Origin of the sequence: Pseudoalteromonas sp. CR1 (assembly GCF_019392235.1) — a bacterium.
Classification (GTDB): domain Bacteria; phylum Pseudomonadota; class Gammaproteobacteria; order Enterobacterales; family Alteromonadaceae; genus Pseudoalteromonas.
In genome coordinates, this window is the sequence record NZ_JAHXRM010000011.1 from 67,391 (window position 1) to 86,987 (window position 19,597).

The following is a 19,597-nucleotide window of genomic DNA, read 5'->3' on the forward strand; positions in this document are numbered from 1 at the left end:
TTATAGCGACTTCATTGTGCCTTTTGGCAATACAGCAGATACAGATGCTTTTTGTACTGTCACTTCTGCTTGCTCATTTAAAGAGATAACGATAAAGTCTTTATCTTCAGCAATTTTAACAATCTTACCAACTAAACCACCTTGGGTTAGTACTTCATCGCCTTTAGCCATCGCATTCATTAAGCCTTTATGCTCTTTAACGCGCTTAGCTTGTGGGCGGTAAATTAAAAAGTAAAAAACTAAACCGAAAATAGCTAACATAATTAGCATTTCCATACCGCCACCGGCTGCAGGAGCGCCAACTGATGCGTGTGCGTTTGAAATAAATAAACTCATAATACTTCCTCTTTAAATTTAAAGTTTAATTTTTTATATCTGCAAGCTCTGGCACGTCTTGGCCGCGGCGAGCGTAAAAATCTTTTACAAATTCTTCTAGTTTACCTTCGCTAATTGCATTGCGCAGGCCTTCCATAACACGTTGATAGTAACGTAAGTTATGTATTGTGTTTAGTCGTGCACCTAAAATTTCGTTACATTTATCAAGGTGATGTAAATAAGCGCGCGAGTAATTTTTACACGTATGGCAATCACAATCAGGGTCAAGTGGACCGGTATCTGTTTTATGCACAGCGTTACGGATTTTAATAATACCCGTAGTAATAAATAAGTGACCGTTACGCGCATTGCGCGTTGGCATAACACAGTCAAACATATCTATGCCGCGACGTACCGATTCAACTAAGTCTTCTGGTTTACCCACACCCATTAAGTATCGTGGTTTATCTTCAGGCATTTTGTACGCACAATGATCAAGAATATTCATCATTTCGTTTTTAGGTTCACCAACTGATAAACCACCTAACGCATAACCATCAAAGCCAATTTCTTCTAGACCAGCTTGCGATTGTGCACGTAATTCTGGGTACATGCCACCTTGAATAATACCAAATAACGCAGATGGGTTATCGCCATGCCCTTCTTTTGAGCGTTTTGCCCAACGAAGAGACAGCTCCATTGAATCTTTAGCTTCTTTTTCAGTTGCTGGATACGGCGTACATTCGTCAAATATCATTACAATATCCGAACCTAAATCACGCTGTACTTCCATTGACTTTTCTGGCGACATCATTATTTGATCACCGTTTACTGGTGATTGAAATAAAACACCTTCTTCGGTAATTTTACGCATTGCGCCAAGGCTAAATACTTGGAAACCGCCTGAGTCAGTTAAAATTGGGAAATCCCAATTCATAAAGTCGTGCAAATCGCCGTGCTGCTTAATAATTTCAGTACCAGGGCGAAGCATTAAGTGAAAGGTATTACCTAAACAAATTTGTGCACCTGTTGCTTTTACTTCGTCAGGTGTCATACCTTTAACAGTACCGTAAGTACCTACAGGCATAAATGCGGGCGTTTCTATTACACCACGGTCAAAAATCAAGCGGCCGCGGCGCGCTTTACCGTCGGTGCGGTCTAATTCAAATTTCATATCATCCTCAATGTCGGAAAAACAGTCCAACAAGCTATAATTTAACCGCTCGATTCTACCCTTTTTGCACTGCTAATACTATTAGCTGCGGTAAATTCGATCGTGATAATCATCTACAACTAAAAACCCCAGCAAGTATGCTGGGGTTGAGTGTTACTTTTATTTAATAATAAATAAAACAGTGCTATTTACGTGTTAAAAACATAGCATCGCCATAACTAAAAAAGCGATATTTTTGTTCTATTGCAGTGTTATAAGCACCCATAATATTATCTTGCCCGCTAAACGCGCTCACTAACATAATTAACGTTGACTCAGGTAAATGGAAATTAGTGACCATGGCATCGACGACGTTAAATTGGTAACCCGGAAAAATAAAGATATCGGTATCGCCAAAGTAAGTGTCTAGCTTGCCGCCATGTATTTTGGCAGCCGACTCTAGTGAACGCATTGATGTGGTGCCAACAGCGATAACACGCCCGCCATTTGCTTTAGTTTGTGCAACGGCGTCTACCACATCTTGTGGAACTTCAATATATTCTGAATGCATTACGTGTTCGTCAATCGTCTCTACACGCACGGGCTGAAATGTACCTGCACCTACGTGTAACGTAACGAACGCCATTTTTACACCTTTATTTTTAAGCGCAGCCATAAGCGACTCGTCAAAATGCAAGCCTGCTGTAGGCGCTGCCACAGCCCCAGGCTTTTCACCGTAGACTGTTTGATACCGTTCGCGATCAGCTTCATTATCTGGTCGGTCTATATAAGGCGGTAATGGTATGTGACCAATATCGTTAAGTGTATCGAGTACATTTTTGCTGTGATCAAATTCAAGTTCAAATAAAGTATCGTGACGGGCAATCATAGTGGCTTTAGCTTTGCCTTCTAAAATAACCTCATTACCTGGTTTTAATGATTTACTTGCACGAACATGGGCAAGTACGCGGTGCTCATCCAATACCCGTTCTACAAGGACCTCAACCTTACCGCCCGATGCTTTTTGACCAAACATACGCGCAGGTATTACTCGCGTATTATTAAAGATGAGTAAGTCGTTTTCGTTAACTAGCTCAAGAATATCACTAAATACTTTATGGCTTATCTCACCTGTTGGACCATCAAGGCTTAATAAGCGGCTGCTCGTACGATCTTTTTTTGGAAAGCGAGCAATTAATTCATCGGGTAAGTCAAAACTAAAGTCAGCTACGCGCATAGTTGGTAATCCACATCATTAAAAATCGCGCCAAGTGTATATCTATCGTCAATTAAGCTCAAGAAGCCAGCTCAACTTCTGTAAACCTAAGCGTCCTTCTATTCAAAGTGATTATTCAAATCTACTTGTTCTTGCTAACAAAACTCATTACCCTTAGGAATGGTAGTAAGTTACGATTTTTAGGACCTCCTGCGTGGCAGAACAATTAAATTTGCTAATTTTAAATGCAAGCCGTGCTGAGCGCAGGGTAATTAAAGATACTTTAAAAAAGCTTAACGTATTTAGTTTTATTGAAGCAAACGATAGCCAGGAAGCCCTTAAAACTCTAAAGCAACAACCTGTTGATATTATTATCACGGGGCTGAATGTGGGGAAAATAGACGGTTGGCGTTTTTCTCGTATGATTCGCTCCGGGCTATTAAAAACCCCTAAAAACACCCCTATTTTGCTTATGCCACCGACTTACTGCGAACGAATTGCAGAAACAACCGCCCGTAGTTATGGAATCGATGCTGTTTTACCTTTTGAAAACCAAGACATGCTACCGCAAGTTTTGGCTAATGTTTTATCTACACATTTAGAAAAAAGCAGTCGACTCAACCTCCTTTTACTAGAGCCTCACGCCAATAAAGTTGAGTCTATAAGTGAAGAACTAAAACTCAACTTTGCTATTACACATGTTACAACGTGTAAAGCCGCACTTAACCAATACAATCAGCAAAAATTCTCTATTGTGTTACTTGATACCACGCAAGAAAAAGCCGATGAATCTAGCTTACTCGTTGAAAATATTTTACAGCACAACCCTAAGCAAGCCATTGTAACTATTATAGATAATGCTGATGCAGACTATGCCGAGCAGCTTTTGTTATCGGGCGTAACCGATTTTATTCGTGCACCTTACGAACCTTCATTTTTAAATAAAGTATGTGATCATGCCGCTCGCCGAGAAGACTTTATGGTGAGCTACGCCGAATTTGCACAAAAAGTAGAGCAGTTAAGCGTAAGCGAAGTAAGGTATAAAGAACTATTTTCAGCTCATCAGCGCATATTATTGCATCTTAATACTGTTGTACTTGAGCTCGACCAGTTAGGAAAAATTCGCTTTATAAACCCAGCTTGGGAAACCTTAAGTGGATTTGGCGTTAAATCGAGCCTACAAAAAAGCCTTACTCAATTTTATACTGGCGAATGCCAAATAAAGCTAAAAGCAACCATCGACGATATACTCGGAGGTGGAACCGATCATCAACAAATAGAAATAAAACTCCAACATAAAAAGGGAGGCCAAATTTGGGTTGAATGTCGGTTGCAGCTAATTAAAAACAGACGTAATAATGCAACGATCACTGTCACTATTGATAACATTCACGAACGTAAGCAAGCCGAACTTCAATTACGCCACCTTGCGCTACATGATCCATTAACTGGCCTACACAACCGATACCACTTTGACCAAGAGCTAAGTCGTATTTGTAAACCCAAACATACTCACAGCGATGTTGAGCATGCCTTGATTTACATTGACCTTGATCATTTTAAAATTATTAATGATAGCCAAGGCCATCATCAAGGCGACCTGGTCTTAAAAGATGTGGCACAGCTGTTTAAAGACAACATTGAAAAAGAACATTTAGTGTGTCGTATTGGTGGCGATGAATTTGCCGTCATTCTAAAAAATATGAACCTACTTGATGCGCACCTTATTGCAGAAGGTGTTTGTAGTGCCATAGAGCAGCATACCTTTAAGTCTAAAGAGCAAAGCTACACAATAAGCTGCTCTATCGGCTTAACGCAAATTACAGTAAACAATAACGACCCAAATGAGTGCTTAAAGCAAGCCGATATTGCTTTGTATATTGCAAAAAACTTAGGCCGTAATTTAGTTCATTGCTACTCAAAAGAAGATGCGCAAAACAACACGCTTCAAACAGGTCTTGAGTGGGGGCACGAAATCCGCCAAGCACTTCAACAAAATAATATTGAATTACATTACCAGCCTATATGGGATTTTAAAGCAGAAAAAGTTGCGTACTTTGAGGCGCTATTGCGGTTAAAACTTAAAGGCACTCTCATTTACCCTAATCAGTTTATTCCGTCACTAGAAATGCTGAACGACACTTTTTTAATGGACCAGTGCGTAATTAGAAATGCGATTGAAAGTGTTGCAAAATACCCTCAACTTAGCCAAGTTGCTATTAATCTATCTGCGCAATCATTCTTAGATGAGCGACTGCTACCACTCATTGAGTCGAACCTTGAAAAGTACAATGTTCCCGCCACTCGGATAATTTTTGAGATCACCGAATCCGCAAGCATAAATAACATACAAGCTACACGTAAGATGATTGAAAAACTCAACTCTTTAGGTTGCCACTTTTCAATAGACGATTTTGGGACCGGCTTTAGTACTTTTAGTTACCTAAAACAGCTGCCTGCTCAACATGTAAAAATAGATGGCTCGTTTGTTCGCGACATGCTTAATGACCCTATTGACCTTGCTTTAGTAAAAGCAATTAACGATATTAGCCGCTCACTTGATAAGTACTCTGTTGCAGAGTATGTTGAAAATAAAGAAATATTTTCTACTTTAAAAGATATTGGTGTGGACTACGGGCAAGGTTACTTTATTGCTCGCCCAGTGCCCGTTGAAAAAATAAATGATGAGCTTGAAAAAATTTATCAAAATAAAAGTATTACCAACAATAGCCTAGATTAAAACTAACAAATTCGAACAATTTCACGTCACTTTTTTCTTCCATTATCTTCTTTCTTGCCTATACTTTCTTTATCAGATAAAGAGGATGTCATGTAATTTAAAGGATTACACTGTATAAACATGACATTACCCACTAGCAACACATCGTTAATTTTAAGCTACAAGGGTTTTAGGGAGGAAGGTATGGCGCAACTAGTTATATTATTACTGATCATTCACTTTATTATTGCTTACCAATGTTACAGGTATGCAAGTTTAAAAGGTTACCCCGTTAAGGTGTTTACTGCATTAGGGTGCATACCCTACTTTAATGTAGTGGTATGGATTTACTTACTTTTTTTACCTGAACTGGAACCATTTGAAAGCCACGTTGAACGTCAAAAGCAGCCATTGTAGGCTGCTTTAACTTTTTAATAGCGGTTAATTTTATTTGTCTGGCTCATTAAAGTTTAAACTACATTGGTGCTGTAAAAACACCTCAAGCTGCTGGCTAAACAATTTAAAATCGCGAATACGTCCTGTTGTTTTTCGCCAGAGAATACCAATATCGCGATAGGCATCGCTTTGTGAAGGCGTGGCTACCATCTGTTTATTATCTAAAATACCGGCATTAATTGCCATTTGTGGTAAAAAGGTCACCCCGAGCTGGTGTTCAACCATACTGAGTAACGTATGCAAGCTTGCCGCTTCAAATGGGTTAATACAACTAGAGCGGTTTAAATGGCACGCACTCAGCGCGTGACCCGTCATACAGTGCTCTCGCTCTAACAAAAACACACTGGCATCTGGTAATAAATTAAAGTCTTCTACACCCTTTGCTGGCATATAATCTTTATGGTGCACCAGACTAAAATGATCTTTCGCTAAAATTTGAGTATGAAACTTATCGGTTGCATACGGTAGTGCCAATAACGCTAAATCAATGTGTCCATGCTCTAACTTATCCAATAACTTATCGCTGGTATCTTCAATTAATACCAACTCTAATTCACAAAAAGTTTGCTGGCAAAAATGATACAAAGGCGCAGCAATAAAGCTAGCAATAGTCGGGATCACGCCAACGGTTAATTTCCCGCTAAGCGGCGTTAAAAAACTTTTTGTAAGCTCTTTTAGGCTGATAGTGTCATTGATTATTTTTCGTGAACGCTCAACAACCTCTTCTCCTATGCTTGTAAACATAAGGCTTCGGTTTTCACGCTCAATAAGTTGACAACCTAGCGTTTCTTCAAGGTTTTGAATGGCACTGCTGAGTGTCGACTGGCCAATAAAACAGGCACTGGCTGCGCGGCCAAAGTGCTGGTGCTGATGAACAGCAAGTAAATACTGAAGCTGTTTAATACTCGGAAGATTGGTCATTTTTTCTTTCCACAAATAAAAAGACCCCAATACCTAGGGCATTGAGATCTTTTCAAGCTAAAAGTCTTTTAGTACTTTTTTGTTAAACCCCAAATGCGGTTCTCAGTACGTAGAAGATAACAATAGCAAGGGCAGCACCAACTGGCAACGTTATTACCCAAGAAACTACAATGTTTCTGATAACGCTCATGTTAAGTGCACCAATACCACGCGCCATACCTACACCTAATACCGCACCCACTAAGGTTTGAGTAGTAGATATTGGCATACCAGTTCCTGATGCAATAACAACAGTAGAGGCAGCGGCAAGTTCTGCAGCAAAACCACGGCTAGGCGTTAAATGTGTAATGCCTTCACCAATTGTTTTAATTACTTTTTTACCTAAAATAGCAAGACCTGCAACAATACCAAAACCACCTAGAGGAAGAATCCACCAAGCAATCGCTGCTTTCTTAGCAATTTCACCATTGTTTTCAACAATGTTTACAACAGCAGCTAGTGGACCAATTGCATTAGCAACGTCGTTAGACCCGTGAGCAAATGCCATACAACAAGCCGTTAGTACCATTAATACCGCAAACACTTTTTCTACGTTATTAAATTGCATTTGCTTGTCAGCTTTAGGGTCGATGTTTAAGCGAGAGATAGCAATTTTACCAATAATGGCAACAACCACTGCAACACCAATTGAAAGCGCGTAGCCTTCAACAGAACCTAGGTTAATACCAACGTGCTTTAAACCTTTTTTGATCGTAACTAAAGCCATGATAAAACCGGCTAAACCCATGTAGATTGGTACGTAGCGCTTAGCGTTCTTTAATGGTGCATCGGTATCAAATATAAGCTTTTGTGCGCTCATGAATATTAGGTACGCAATAAAGCCGGATATCGCTGGTGTAATGATCCAGCTTCCCACAATACCGCCTACTTTATTCCACTGGATTGCTTCTGTACCCACTGCAACTAGCGCAAAACCAATGATTGCACCAATAATAGAGTGAGTTGTTGATACTGGCCAACCTAAGAATGAAGCGATTAATAGCCATGAACCCGCAGCAAATAATGCGGCAATCATACCTAGTACCATCAGTTCAGGAATGTTTGCAAACGGTGCAGCATCAATTATTCCTTTACGAATAGTTGATGTAACTTCACCCCCTGCTAAATAAGCACCAGCAAACTCAAAAACCATGGCTATTAAAATAGCTTGTTTAATTGTTAATGCTTTTGAACCTACAGATGTACCCATGGCGTTCGCAACGTCGTTCGCGCCAATACCATAAGCCATGAAAAAACCAACAGCCGCGGCAATTAAAACTAATACCGTGCCGTAAGATGCAATGATATCCATTGTATAACCTTAATCTTTCGTGTTTGAACTGATTTTAAATTAACGAGCTAACATCAGCTCAAGACGTGATCCTACGCGCTCTGCAATATCTGCAAGCTCGCCAACCCATTCAATAATGCTGTATAAAAACATTACATCTACAGGATTAAGCTCACCTTCTACTTCACGTAGTTGGCGGCGTACTTTAATTTGCATGTCATCCGTGTCTTGTTCTATTGCATCCAATTCAACGAGCATTTTTTCTACTAAGGTCACTTCGCGACCTTTAAAGCCTGTTTCTAATAGCTCTTCTAACTCGTTTATCGCTTTAGATGCTTGTTTAGTTGCATCTACACAACGAGTTAAGTAAGCCAAGAAATCAGCTTGCATGACTGCTGGTATGGTCATTTCACGACCGATTACACGTCCAGCAATGTCTTTTGCTTTATTTGCAATTTTGTCTTGTTGAGTTACTAATTCGAGCAGATCTGTACGTTCTACCGGCATAAATAAACCGCGTGGTAACTGTAAACGTATGTCTCTTTTCATGTCATCGGCTTCACGCTCTAAATTACGAATAGTAATACGAAGCTCTTCTGCTTGTGTCCACTCTTCTTTAAAAACGTGATTAAAAAAAGGTATCAAAGCTTTACTCGCTTGATGAACTTTTTTGATGTGATCTTCCATTGGTTTGAAAGGAGATTTTGCAAAAACTCCTAAAAACGCGTTTGTAGGCATAACTGACCCTTTAATCAAATTACATGCGTGCAACATGCGATTTTACAGTATTCACAACAATTGTGAACGGTTTTTATTATTTAACTTATAGCTAAATAAACAAAGCGGCCTATAGCCGCTTTGTTAAAAATGCGCTAATGAACTTTAAAGCGATTTTTCAATATCTTCCTGTGATATATGGCGAATATCTTTACCATTTACAAAGTAGATAATGTACTCGGCAATGTTCTGACAGCGGTCACCAATTCGCTCTAATGAACGCACTGACCAAACTAAATCCATAATTTTTGGAATTGAACGTGGATCTTCCATCATGTATGTCATAATTTGACGTGTTATTGCTTCATATTCACGATCAACTTTAGCATCTTCTTTGTGTACTTCAAATGCGCGTTGCACATCCATGCGTGCAAACGCATCAAGTACATCATGCAACATTTTTAGAACCTGACGACCCATATTTTCAATATTCACCAACAAATCTTGTTGATCTTTAGTGAAGGAATCAAGAGCCACTTTTGCAATACGCTCAGCTTCATCACCAATACGCTCTAAGTCAGCAATGGTTTTTGCAATAGCAATCACCAAACGTAAATCGCTTGCCGCGGGCTGGCGACGCGCAATAATACGCGTACATTCTTCGTCAATACTCACTTCCATGGCATTAACTTTGTAGTCGTTTTGACGCACTTTTTCTGCAAGTTCTGCATCATTTGTGCTTACCGCATCAAGTGCACTACTTAGTTGCTGTTCAACTAATCCACCCATGCTTAGTACATGGTTACGAACATTTTCAAGCTCTTGATTAAAGCGGCCAGAAATATGCTTATTAATATTATGTTCCATAATTACCTTCTCTCTAAATCTTGTACAACACAGTACTGTTAATTATTTAGCCGTAACGACCTGTAATATAATCTTCAGTCTTTTTCTTCGTTGGTGTTGTAAATAAGGTATTTGTATCTGAGTACTCAATCAGCTCACCCATGTACATAAAGGCTGTTTGGTCAGATACTCGCGCTGCTTGTTGCATGTTATGCGTAACAATAACAACGGTAAATTTGTTCTTTAAATCGTTAATTAACTCTTCAATAACTAAAGTAGAAATTGGATCAAGTGCCGACGTTGGTTCATCTAACAATAAAACCTCAGGCTCTATCGCAATAGAACGAGCAATCACTAAACGCTGTTGCTGACCGCCTGATAAACCAAAGGCACTGTCGTGTAATCTATCTTTTACTTCATCCCATAAAGCTGCGCCACGTAATGACTGCTCTACTACTTCGTCTAACTTACGCTTTTCTTTAATGCCCTGTAAGCGTAGACCATAGACTACATTTTCATAAATCGATTTTGGAAATGGATTTGGGCGCTGAAACACCATTCCCACGTTACGGCGAAGCGCCGCAACATCTACATTTTTATCGTAAATATTTTGCCCATGAAGGAGTATTTCACCTTCAATTCGACAAATATCAACTAAGTCATTCATTCGGTTAATACAACGCAGTAATGTTGATTTACCACAACCAGATGGGCCGATAAACGCCGTTACTTGGCCTTTTGGAATGTTCATATTAACTTTACTAAGCGCTTGTTTATCACCATAGTAAAGATCGAGATCTTTAATCTCTAACGCTTTTTGCTCGTCTGTTAAATTGTCTAAATCTAACTTCATGCCCAAATTGGCTTGGTTTACTTTTGGAGCGACTGTAATCATGTTTGTTACCTATTAAATCTTTACTAATTAGTGTTCAAGCGATCTGAATTTTTCACGTAAATGGTTACGTATACCAATGGCCGTTATATTGAGTGTAATGATAACCGACACAAGTAAAAATGCCGTTGCATATACCAGCGGACGTGCCGCTTCAACATTCGGGCTTTGGAAGCCAACATCGTAAATATGAAAGCCTAAGTGCATGAACTTTCTGTCTAAGTGAAAATACGGAAAGTTGCCGTCTAGTGGTAACGTGGGTGCCATTTTAACAACACCTACCAACATCAGTGGCGCAACTTCGCCTGCTGCACGTGCAACAGCCAGTATTAAACCCGTCATAATTGCAGGGCTTGCCATTGGAATTACGATACGCCATAGGGTTTCAACTTTAGTTGCACCCAATGCCAACGAACCGTCACGCACAGTGCTTGGAATACGTGATAAACCTTCTTCCGTAGATACAATAACAACGGGTAAAGTTAGTATTGCCAATGTTAATGCAGACCACATTACACCCGGTGTGCCAAATACTGGCGTTGGTGAAGACTCTGGGTAAAACAACTGGTCAATACTGCCACCAAGCATGTATACAAAAAAGCCTAAACCGAATACACCATAAACAATGGAAGGTACACCCGCCAAGTTGATTACCGCGATACGAATCATTTTTGTGACCGCATTTTTAGCCGCGTATTCGTGCAAGTAAATAGCAGCAACAACACCAAACGGCGTAACTATCACGGCCATCAACATAACCATAAATACAGTACCAAATATAGCAGGGAATACACCCCCTTCAGTATTTGCTTCGCGTGGATCGTCAGATACAAACTTGCCTAATTGACCAAAGTAATGACCTAGCTTTGCAAAAAAGCCCATGTCGTTCGGAAACCACACATCCAGTACTTGATACATTGGGATCGTGACTATTTCGCCGCGCATATCTTTTACCGTAACATGGTCGCGCTTAGCCTGTTTACGCAGTGCAAATAACTCTTTTTCAAGTTCGCCGTACTCTGCACGTAATTCTGCGCGCATTTTTGCAAGATCTGCAACACGTTCATCTGTTAACTGGTTGTCAAGTAGGTAGCTTTTCTCTTTTAAACGTAGACGCTCAAGTTCATAGTTAATATGACCTATATCGCCATTTTGTAAATCCAATGCTTCATCGTTTAAATCTACAGCACGCTCAACAAGGTCATATAAAGCATCAACTTTATCACCCTCTACTGGTTTACCATCTTTAAATACACTTTCTACATAGCCGTAAAAGTTACCATTTTTGCTACGTTCAAATACTGCAAGCGTAGCGGGTGTAGACTTTGCTTTTATGTCGGTTTCAAGTATCCAACGAAAATCTAAATCTACGTATTCACGGTTACCTGTTTTAATAAGTAAGCGTTCAAATTCTTCTTTATCAAATGCTGAAACATCAACACCTGTTGCTGCCAAACGCTCTTTAGGTACGAGTTCACGGTCGTAAACTTCACCAATAACGGTTTGCTTTGCAATTGAGCCTTCAAGCTCAAACTGTACAACTTGAGAAGGCCAGAAAAAACTCAATCCCTTCCAGGCTATCATTGCTAATATACCTAAAACCGAAATCAAGCTGATGCTCACTGCACCGCCGGTCATCCAAATCCAAGGAGAACCAGACTTAAACCACTGCTTTACCATGTCGTGTCTCTCCACTTACATTGAGCTGTATTTTTCACGTAACTGCTGACGAACAAACTCAGCTAACGTGTTAAATACAAAGGTGAATATGAATAGTACAAAGGCTGCTAAAAACAATATTCTGTAATGCGAGCTACCTACTTCTGATTCAGGCATTTCTACCGCAATATTAGCCGCCAGCGTTCTCATGCCTTGGAAAATACTCCAGTCCATAATCGGTGTGTTACCTGTTGCCATGAGTACAATCATGGTTTCGCCCACGGCACGGCCAAGGCCCATCATTACCGCAGAAAATATACCAGGGCTTGCAGTTAACAGCACAACACGAACTAGTGTTTGCCATTGAGTTGCACCCAATGCTAGTGAACCATTTGATAAGTGCTTAGGTACGCTAAATACAGCGTCTTCCGCAATAGAGAAGATAGTAGGCACCACTGCAAAACCCATTGCTATACCGACTACCAATGAATTACGTTGGTCAAATGTCATGCCTAACTCGTTTGTTAGATACTGACGTACATTCCCGTCAAACATCCACAGCTCTACTGTTTCGCTCATCGCAAACGATAACCAACCAACCACTAATACAACAGGAATCAAAATAATTGAATGAGACCCTTCAGGTATTTTATGGCGAATACTCGCTGGTAATTTTGTCCAAGCAAGTGCTGAACCTAAAATACCCACAGGTAATAAAATGAGTAAGCCAACAATTGCAGGTAAGTGCTCTTCAATTAATGGGGCTAACCAAAGACCCGCTAAAAAGCCCAAAATAACAGTAGGAAGTGCTTCCATTATTTCAACGGTTGGCTTTACAACTTTACGTAACCCACTCGACATAAAATACGCAGTGTAAATTGCCGACGAAATCGCAATAGGTACTGCAAATAGCATGGCGTAAAAAGCCGCTTTAATTGTACCGAACGAAATAGGTACAAGCGAAAACTTAGATTCAAAGTCATCACTTGCAGAAGTTGATTGCCAAATATATGCAGGCTCTGGGTAACCTTCGTACCATACTTCTTGCCATAACGCAGACCAGGTTACTTCAGGGTGCTCGTTGTGAACTTCTAATACCGTTAACTTGCCATCCGCTAAAATTAACGCTGCATTTGAGCGCGGTGCAATTGCAAAGTGTTTAATTTCGCCTTCACTTACTTTACCTTGCCACAACTTAGCTTCGCTTGTTGTGTAGTAAACACCCAGCTCACCGTTACTACTAGTAGTGAAAAAAGTACGACGATAAAATTCTGTAAATATATTTAATTTACTTTGTTTAGTTGTTTCAAACGCACGAATTTTTTGAAACTGACGGCCAATATCTGTGTTTACTTCAAACCACTGCGATACTTCGCCGTTATCGTTAGCAAGCATTAATGAGTTTGCACCCGCTAGTAACTGAGCCGACACTATATTAGCGCTTTCTTCATTAGCTGATAATAATTGAATTTGCTCTACTTCACTTGGGTCGCGCGTGTCATAAACGTAAATTTGATTAGCTGAACGAATAAACGTACGTGTTGTATCTGGCGAAATTAAAAGCTCATCTACACGGCCTTCAATATCAAGCTCTGTTCTCTCAACAACCCACTCAACTTCACCCGTAAACATGTTTTCTTCGGCAACAAAACTGCTAAATAAAACACGCTTATCTGCGGTTAATGCAACAACCGCCGTTTTATCTTCATAATGAGTAAACGCAAAACGTTTAATTGCAGCGCCTTGAGCGTCAACTTCTAACGCCATTTCACCAAGGGGGTAATCAACTCGGGGCGTTAATTTACGTTCGTTATTTGGAAAGGTAACTAAAAACTTAGGTACAACCACCATCACAGTGCCGTTTTCTAAACCATATGCGTATTGGCCTTGAAACGGTGCGCTAGTTGCAAAGCTTGTTACTTCACTTGGAATAGCAACATTAAGTGTTTTAAGTTTTTTACCAAAACGTGCTTTTTCTACATTGTAAAAATCAACTTGGCCTTGCTGGCTAAGCAAATAAGCAACTTCGGTTTGCTCTTCAACACCTAAGCCAACGATTTGATCTGCGTTACTTACAGTGAAACTGTCGCGCTTTTCAACTTTAGCCGACTCAAAAATTGGCTGTACTACATAAAGAAGGTAGAAAAATATTAACAACAGCGCTATTAATACCATTACTCCACCGGCGGTTATGCCAAATTTGGCAAACCTGTCTTTAAATAGACGGCTTCGATCCGTATTAAAAGACGGTTTATTCGGATTGGAAGTCATCAAAACACCTTTAAATCTTAACGTTCCATAAATTATATTTCATCAAGATGACAGTAATGTTACAACGGTCATAATAAGCACTTTAATTAAAGGTATATCTAAGGTGGAATATATTATTGTATTAATTAAGATGAAAATAAGGTGTTTAACAGAGAAACTAAATAACAAAAATAATTGGACAAAGCATTTAACGAGGTTAATACTCAAATGGTAAATTAAGGAATGCGCTTACCTTTTTCATTCACGTTAAATTAATCATTAGTACAATAAAATCATAAATTTATAATAGCGCGATAGCATCAAAACATAACTTTATTTAATGCCTACGCATTTACATTCTTCAGGCTAAAGAGAGGCACAATTTATGAAGCAGTTGGTAATAACTATTTTAGGAAAGGATCGTCCAGGCTTAGTAGAAGATATTTCATCGGTAGTTTTAAAAAATCATGGCAACTGGTTATGTAGTAATCTTAGCCATTTATTAGGTCATTTTGCAGGCATTATTCAGCTAGAAGTTGCCGAAGAGCATTTTCAGGAACTGCAAAATGCGCTGAGCGCTTTACCAAAACTTGAAGTACGTATTGAAGCTGGCAATACTGAAATCGAACCTTCACCACGTGAACAAATCAATTTAGTTATCACAGGGAACGATCGCCCTGGTATTGTCCAAGAGCTTGCAAGCGTAATACGACACAAAGGGGCAAGCATTACTCATTTAAATTCAAGACAACAAAGCGCTCCCAACTGGGGAGTCCCTATTTTTAGCGCTGTTGCAACTGTTGCCTTACCTAACGGAATGGATAAAGACGAAGTTATTGATGCGCTTGAATCAATAACCAGCGACTTGATAGTAGATACAGAAGAAGCGTAATTCTTATATTGCGTGTCATACAAGTGACACGCATGTCATTTTAATGTCATTAAATTGTTTTATATTTCATTTAGCGTTAGATAATGGAATATACGATGAATGCCCACATAGAACACACTCAAACTATTGAATACTTTGCCAAAGAGCTTAGTTGGCTGTCATTTAACGAGCGCGTACTGCAAGAGGCTAAAGACAAAAACAATCCAATAATTGAACGCATGCGCTTTTTAGGGATATTTTCTAATAACCTTGATGAATTTTTTAGAGTGCGTGTTGCCGATGTTAAACGCCGTATTTTATTAAACAAACTCCCCGATGCTAACTTTGAAGAAGATGAAGCTTTATTAAGTCAAATTCAGCAAAAAGTATTGCAACTAGGCAAAAAATTTAACCTAATACATCAACAAATTTTAAACGATTTAACCACTCATAATATCCATGTTGACCGCCCCGAAAAATTAACAGAGTTTCACCTCAATTGGCTAAAAACGTATTTTCATGACACAGTTTTACAGCATATATCGCCTATTTTACTTAATGAAAATAAAGATTACTCCGATTACATAAACGACACCATGACCTACTTGTTTATTGAAATGAGTGACGAAAAAAGCCACTACGCTATGCTTGAAGTACCCACAGACCGTGTTCCTCGTTTTATTATATTACCGCCTGAAAAAACACGTCGTCGTAAAACTATTGTCATGCTTGATGATGTTATTTCATACTTTTTAAATGATGTTTTTAGTAACTTTTTTCATTTTGATAAAATTCAAGGTCATGCAATAAAACTCACCAGAGATGCCGAATACAACTTAGACGACGAACTAGAAGAAGGCCTGCTAGATAAAATGTCGAAAGGACTCAAGCAACGTATTTATGCAGAGCCTGTACGCCTTGTTTACGACGAAAGCATACCCGAAAGTATGTTAAAAGTGATGAAAAAACGTTTAAATGTGAGTCATCATGATGCGTTGATACCTGCAGGTCGCTACCGCAACTTTAGAGATTTTATTGCTTTTCCTAATGTCGGTCGCCAATACCTTGAAAACAAACCACTCACAGCGATACAAAGTACTGCTTTTAATAAACATAGCAGTGTATTTGACGCAATAAGCGAGCAGGATATATTACTTTACTACCCATACCACACGTTTAATCATTTATTAGAATATGTTCGCCAAGCCGCATTTGATCCTATGGTAACGCAAATAAAAGTAAATATTTATCGTGTTGCGAGCAAGTCCCGGCTTATTTCTTTACTCATTAATGCCGCTAAAAACGACAAAAGCGTGACCGTAATGGTTGAGCTCAAAGCACGCTTTGATGAACAGAACAATATTGAATGGGCTAAAGTACTGAGCAGCGCGGGAATAAAAGTTATTTTTGGTATACCTGCACTAAAAGTACATAGCAAACTGTGTGTTATTCACCGTAAAGAAAAAAACAAAATAGTTAAATATGCTCATATTGGTACCGGAAACTTTCATGAAAAAACAGCTAAAATTTATACCGACTTTAGCCTTTTCACTAAGCATAACGGCATTTGTGAAGAGTGCGATAGCGTATTTAAATTTATAGAAAGCAGCTATAAACCCTTTAATTTTGAATATTTAATGATCTCCCCTGTCAATGCCCGCGACACATTACTTGATCTGATTGATAAAGAAATAAAGCATGTTGAAGATGGTTTTGCAGGAAGAATAACAATTAAAGTAAATAACTTAGTTGATAAGCAACTTGTAGATAAGCTTTATTATGCTGGTCGTCGTGGTGTAAAGATTCGAATTATTGTACGGGGTATGTGCTCATTAATATCTGGGGTGCCTCGCTTCAGCGAAAACATAAAGGTGATCAGTATTGTTGATCGCTTTTTAGAGCACCCTAGAGTCATGGTGTTTGGTAATAACGGTGACGATAAAGTATATATTTCGTCTGCCGACTGGATGACACGTAACCTTGATCAACGTGTTGAAGTAGGCGTGCCAATTTTAAATGATAAATTAAAACAACTCATTATCGATATTTTAGAGCTACAATTTAAAGACCGTACCAAAGCTCGGCTAATCGATAGCGAGCAAAAAAACACCTATGTTAGGCGCGGTAACAGAAGAAAAATTCGCTCACAGATTGCAATTTACGACCACCTAAAAAAATGGGAAAGTAACTATAATAATGAATAATCATCCATCAATAGCAGCCGTCGATCTAGGTTCGAATAGCTTTCACTTGGTCGTTGCGCGCGAAGTGGATGGCACATTGCAAATTTTGCATAAAGAGAAACAACGTGTTTATTTAGCTGATGGCCTAGACGATAAATTAAGGCTAAACCAAGATGCGATAGACCGTGCGCTACGTGTACTTAAACAGTTTGCAAATACACTTGAAGACTTTCCTTCTAGTAATGTAAAAGTAGCTGCGACTTACACTTTTAGGCGCGCCAAAAATATTCATGCCTTTTTAACCCAAGCAAGTAACGTTTTTCCATTTCATATTGACGTGATCCCCGGGCAAGAAGAAGCTAGGCTTATTTATCAGGGTGTGGCTCATTATATTCATAATGAAGAAAACCGCCTTATTATCGATATTGGCGGAGGCAGTACCGAACTTATTATTGGCAAACACTTTAAGCATAAGCTGCTTACTAGTCGAAATATGGGTTGTGTTAGCTACACAAAACAATTTTTTAGTGACGGAGCTATTACAGCCAAGCGCTTTAATCGAGCTGAAACAAAAGCAGAACAAGAAATCGAAGTTATTTATGCTAACTACATTCGCGAGGGTTGGCAAAATGTAATTGGTACGTCGGGCACTATAAAGTCAATATTAACCATGGTGAATGCACAAAATCCACAACAATCATTTATAAATATTGAGGATTTACTTACTCTTAAACAACAATGTATTGCTGCTAAACACATCGATAATATCTGTATTGAAGGGTTAACCCCTGAGCGTCAGCAAAGCCTATGTGGAGGGCTTGCCATTCTTATTGCTATTTTTAAAGAATTTTCGATTAGCGAACTTACGTATAGTGACTTCTCTTTAAGAGAGGGATTACTTCACGAAATGCAGCAGAAGCTGGCTGATAAAGATATTCGTAGCAACACAATTAATAACTTAAGTGAACGATATACAGTTGATAAACCGCATGCTTTACAGGTTGCAAACACAGCACTTTGGATTTACGAGCGAGTTGGTAAGGCATGGCAACTTAATGATAATGACGACACAGCACTTTTAACCTGGGCGGCAAAATTACATGAGATTGGATTATCTATAAACTCTTCAGGAATTAATAAGCACAGTGCCTATATTGTGGCAAACAGTCAACTTCCTGGTTTTACTCAGCAGGAACAGCTCATTTTAAGTTCGCTAATTCGATTTTACCGTAAAAAAATTAAATTAGATGAACTACCAGAGTTTACAACTATCGCACAGCAACATGTCATTAAGCTTGTTACTATTTTGCGATTAGCCATTTTATTTAATCAAAAGCGACAAACAAGCCAGCAGCCTAATATGGATATTAGCGCCAATAGCACGGGGCTTTTCATTAAGTTTCATGATAACTATTTGCAAGAACATACATTGCTAGACGCTGACTTAGCACTAGAACAACGTTATTTAAAAAAGGTCGGAATAAGTCTTAGCTGCTCATAATAGAATTTAAAAAAGTGTATGGCAGGGCATTTATACCCTGCTTGTTTTTACTTCCCCTGATGTAACTACATATCCATATGACGATTTGTACTTTGCATCATTTGTTTAAGCCCTTGCTTTTCAAGCTCTAGTAGCTGCGCTAGCTTCTCTTGAGCATGTTCCGTTTCTGAACGTTCAAGCAGGTAACCGTAAAGCGCAATCACTTTTTGATGCTGGCCCGATAAGTAATTTTGAATTGCTTTTTCATCTAACTGTTTATCTTTGCTGATATAGTTAAACGTAATAAGTTCAGGGTTGCTGGCGAAGTACTCATAGCAAAATGTGTCGAGCGTGTTAATTTCGGTAATCGCTTTAAACCCCACTAAATCTTCAGCGAGTTTTTTTTCGTAATTAAGGTAATAATCCACCAGCATGGCATTACGCTCATCAAGTATTGGTTTCACGCTATAAAAATTAGCCGCCATTTGCGTATGAAATAATACAGTCCAGTCGTATACCTCTTTAATTGTTTTAACTTGCATGTGCATTCCTTACTTAGTTAACTGATAAGTTACGGGTTGCTTGAATC

Annotated in this window: 16 protein-coding genes; 5 read left to right on the top strand and 11 right to left on the bottom strand. The window is 39.1% G+C overall.

What is annotated here, in order from left to right; genetic code table 11:
* The 3 genes from yajC to queA form a co-directional block, all read right to left on the bottom strand.
* On the bottom strand, nucleotides 1–336 hold the full coding sequence (yajC, locus tag KZZ04_RS11235; RefSeq protein WP_058552555.1) for a preprotein translocase subunit YajC: 336 nt from the start codon (nucleotides 334–336) through the stop codon (nucleotides 1–3).
* 25 nt (nucleotides 337–361) lie between these two features.
* Entirely contained in the window at nucleotides 362–1,489 is a 1,128-nt protein-coding gene (tgt, locus tag KZZ04_RS11240) for a tRNA guanosine(34) transglycosylase Tgt (RefSeq protein ID WP_058403779.1), read from the bottom strand.
* A gap of 184 nt (nucleotides 1,490–1,673) precedes the next feature.
* Entirely contained in the window at nucleotides 1,674–2,705 is a 1,032-nt protein-coding gene (gene queA, locus KZZ04_RS11245) for a tRNA preQ1(34) S-adenosylmethionine ribosyltransferase-isomerase QueA (protein ID WP_219422767.1), read from the bottom strand.
* A gap of 193 nt (nucleotides 2,706–2,898) precedes the next feature.
* On the opposite strand from queA, the gene KZZ04_RS11250 reads away from it, so the two are divergent.
* Both KZZ04_RS11250 and KZZ04_RS11255 read left to right on the top strand, forming a co-directional pair.
* Complete coding sequence (locus KZZ04_RS11250) at nucleotides 2,899–5,424, top strand: EAL domain-containing protein (protein ID WP_219422768.1); 2,526 nt, start codon at nucleotides 2,899–2,901, stop codon at nucleotides 5,422–5,424.
* A 183-nt stretch (nucleotides 5,425–5,607) separates the two neighbouring features.
* On the top strand, nucleotides 5,608–5,820 hold the full coding sequence (locus tag KZZ04_RS11255) for a hypothetical protein (protein ID WP_219422769.1): 213 nt from the start codon (nucleotides 5,608–5,610) through the stop codon (nucleotides 5,818–5,820).
* Between the two features lie 30 nt (nucleotides 5,821–5,850).
* On the opposite strand, the gene KZZ04_RS11260 is transcribed toward KZZ04_RS11255, so the two are convergent.
* The 7 genes from KZZ04_RS11260 to KZZ04_RS11290 all read right to left on the bottom strand — a co-directional run bounded on the left by KZZ04_RS11260 (nucleotide 5,851) and on the right by KZZ04_RS11290 (nucleotide 14,495).
* Nucleotides 5,851–6,780 carry a hydrogen peroxide-inducible genes activator gene (locus KZZ04_RS11260; RefSeq protein WP_058403782.1) on the bottom strand — a complete coding sequence of 310 codons (930 nt, stop codon included), beginning with the start codon at nucleotides 6,778–6,780 and terminating at the stop codon, nucleotides 5,851–5,853.
* Between the two features lie 82 nt (nucleotides 6,781–6,862).
* Nucleotides 6,863–8,131, bottom strand: a complete 1,269-nt coding sequence (locus KZZ04_RS11265; RefSeq protein ID WP_010556661.1) for an inorganic phosphate transporter — start codon at nucleotides 8,129–8,131, stop codon at nucleotides 6,863–6,865.
* 39 nt (nucleotides 8,132–8,170) lie between these two features.
* On the bottom strand, nucleotides 8,171–8,848 hold the full coding sequence (locus KZZ04_RS11270; RefSeq protein ID WP_058403783.1) for a TIGR00153 family protein: 678 nt from the start codon (nucleotides 8,846–8,848) through the stop codon (nucleotides 8,171–8,173).
* A 144-nt stretch (nucleotides 8,849–8,992) separates the two neighbouring features.
* Nucleotides 8,993–9,694, bottom strand: coding sequence for a phosphate signaling complex protein PhoU (phoU, locus tag KZZ04_RS11275; protein ID WP_058403784.1), 702 nt, complete (start codon nucleotides 9,692–9,694; stop codon nucleotides 8,993–8,995).
* A 46-nt stretch (nucleotides 9,695–9,740) separates the two neighbouring features.
* Nucleotides 9,741–10,568, bottom strand: a complete 828-nt coding sequence (gene pstB, locus KZZ04_RS11280; protein ID WP_006791197.1) for a phosphate ABC transporter ATP-binding protein PstB — start codon at nucleotides 10,566–10,568, stop codon at nucleotides 9,741–9,743.
* A 27-nt stretch (nucleotides 10,569–10,595) separates the two neighbouring features.
* Nucleotides 10,596–12,245 (bottom strand): phosphate ABC transporter permease PstA, encoded by a 1,650-nt coding sequence (pstA, locus tag KZZ04_RS11285; protein ID WP_219422770.1) that lies wholly within the window; start codon nucleotides 12,243–12,245, stop codon nucleotides 10,596–10,598.
* A 15-nt stretch (nucleotides 12,246–12,260) separates the two neighbouring features.
* Nucleotides 12,261–14,495 (bottom strand): ABC transporter permease subunit, encoded by a 2,235-nt coding sequence (locus KZZ04_RS11290; RefSeq protein ID WP_219422771.1) that lies wholly within the window; start codon nucleotides 14,493–14,495, stop codon nucleotides 12,261–12,263.
* 364 nt (nucleotides 14,496–14,859) lie between these two features.
* On the opposite strand from KZZ04_RS11290, the gene KZZ04_RS11295 reads away from it, so the two are divergent.
* The 3 genes from KZZ04_RS11295 to ppx all read left to right on the top strand — a co-directional run bounded on the left by KZZ04_RS11295 (nucleotide 14,860) and on the right by ppx (nucleotide 19,029).
* Entirely contained in the window at nucleotides 14,860–15,366 is a 507-nt protein-coding gene (locus KZZ04_RS11295; protein ID WP_058403787.1) for a glycine cleavage system protein R, read from the top strand.
* 95 nt (nucleotides 15,367–15,461) lie between these two features.
* Nucleotides 15,462–17,549 carry a polyphosphate kinase 1 gene (ppk1, locus tag KZZ04_RS11300; RefSeq protein ID WP_219422772.1) on the top strand — a complete coding sequence of 696 codons (2,088 nt, stop codon included), beginning with the start codon at nucleotides 15,462–15,464 and terminating at the stop codon, nucleotides 17,547–17,549.
* Nucleotides 17,542–19,029: an exopolyphosphatase gene (gene ppx, locus KZZ04_RS11305; RefSeq protein ID WP_219422773.1), complete on the top strand. Its 1,488-nt coding sequence runs from the start codon at nucleotides 17,542–17,544 to the stop codon at nucleotides 19,027–19,029. The genes ppk1 and ppx overlap by 8 nt, the downstream gene beginning before the upstream one ends.
* A gap of 65 nt (nucleotides 19,030–19,094) precedes the next feature.
* On the opposite strand, the gene KZZ04_RS11310 is transcribed toward ppx, so the two are convergent.
* Entirely contained in the window at nucleotides 19,095–19,550 is a 456-nt protein-coding gene (locus tag KZZ04_RS11310; RefSeq protein ID WP_219422774.1) for a hypothetical protein, read from the bottom strand.
* Between the last annotated feature and the right edge of the window lie 47 nt (nucleotides 19,551–19,597).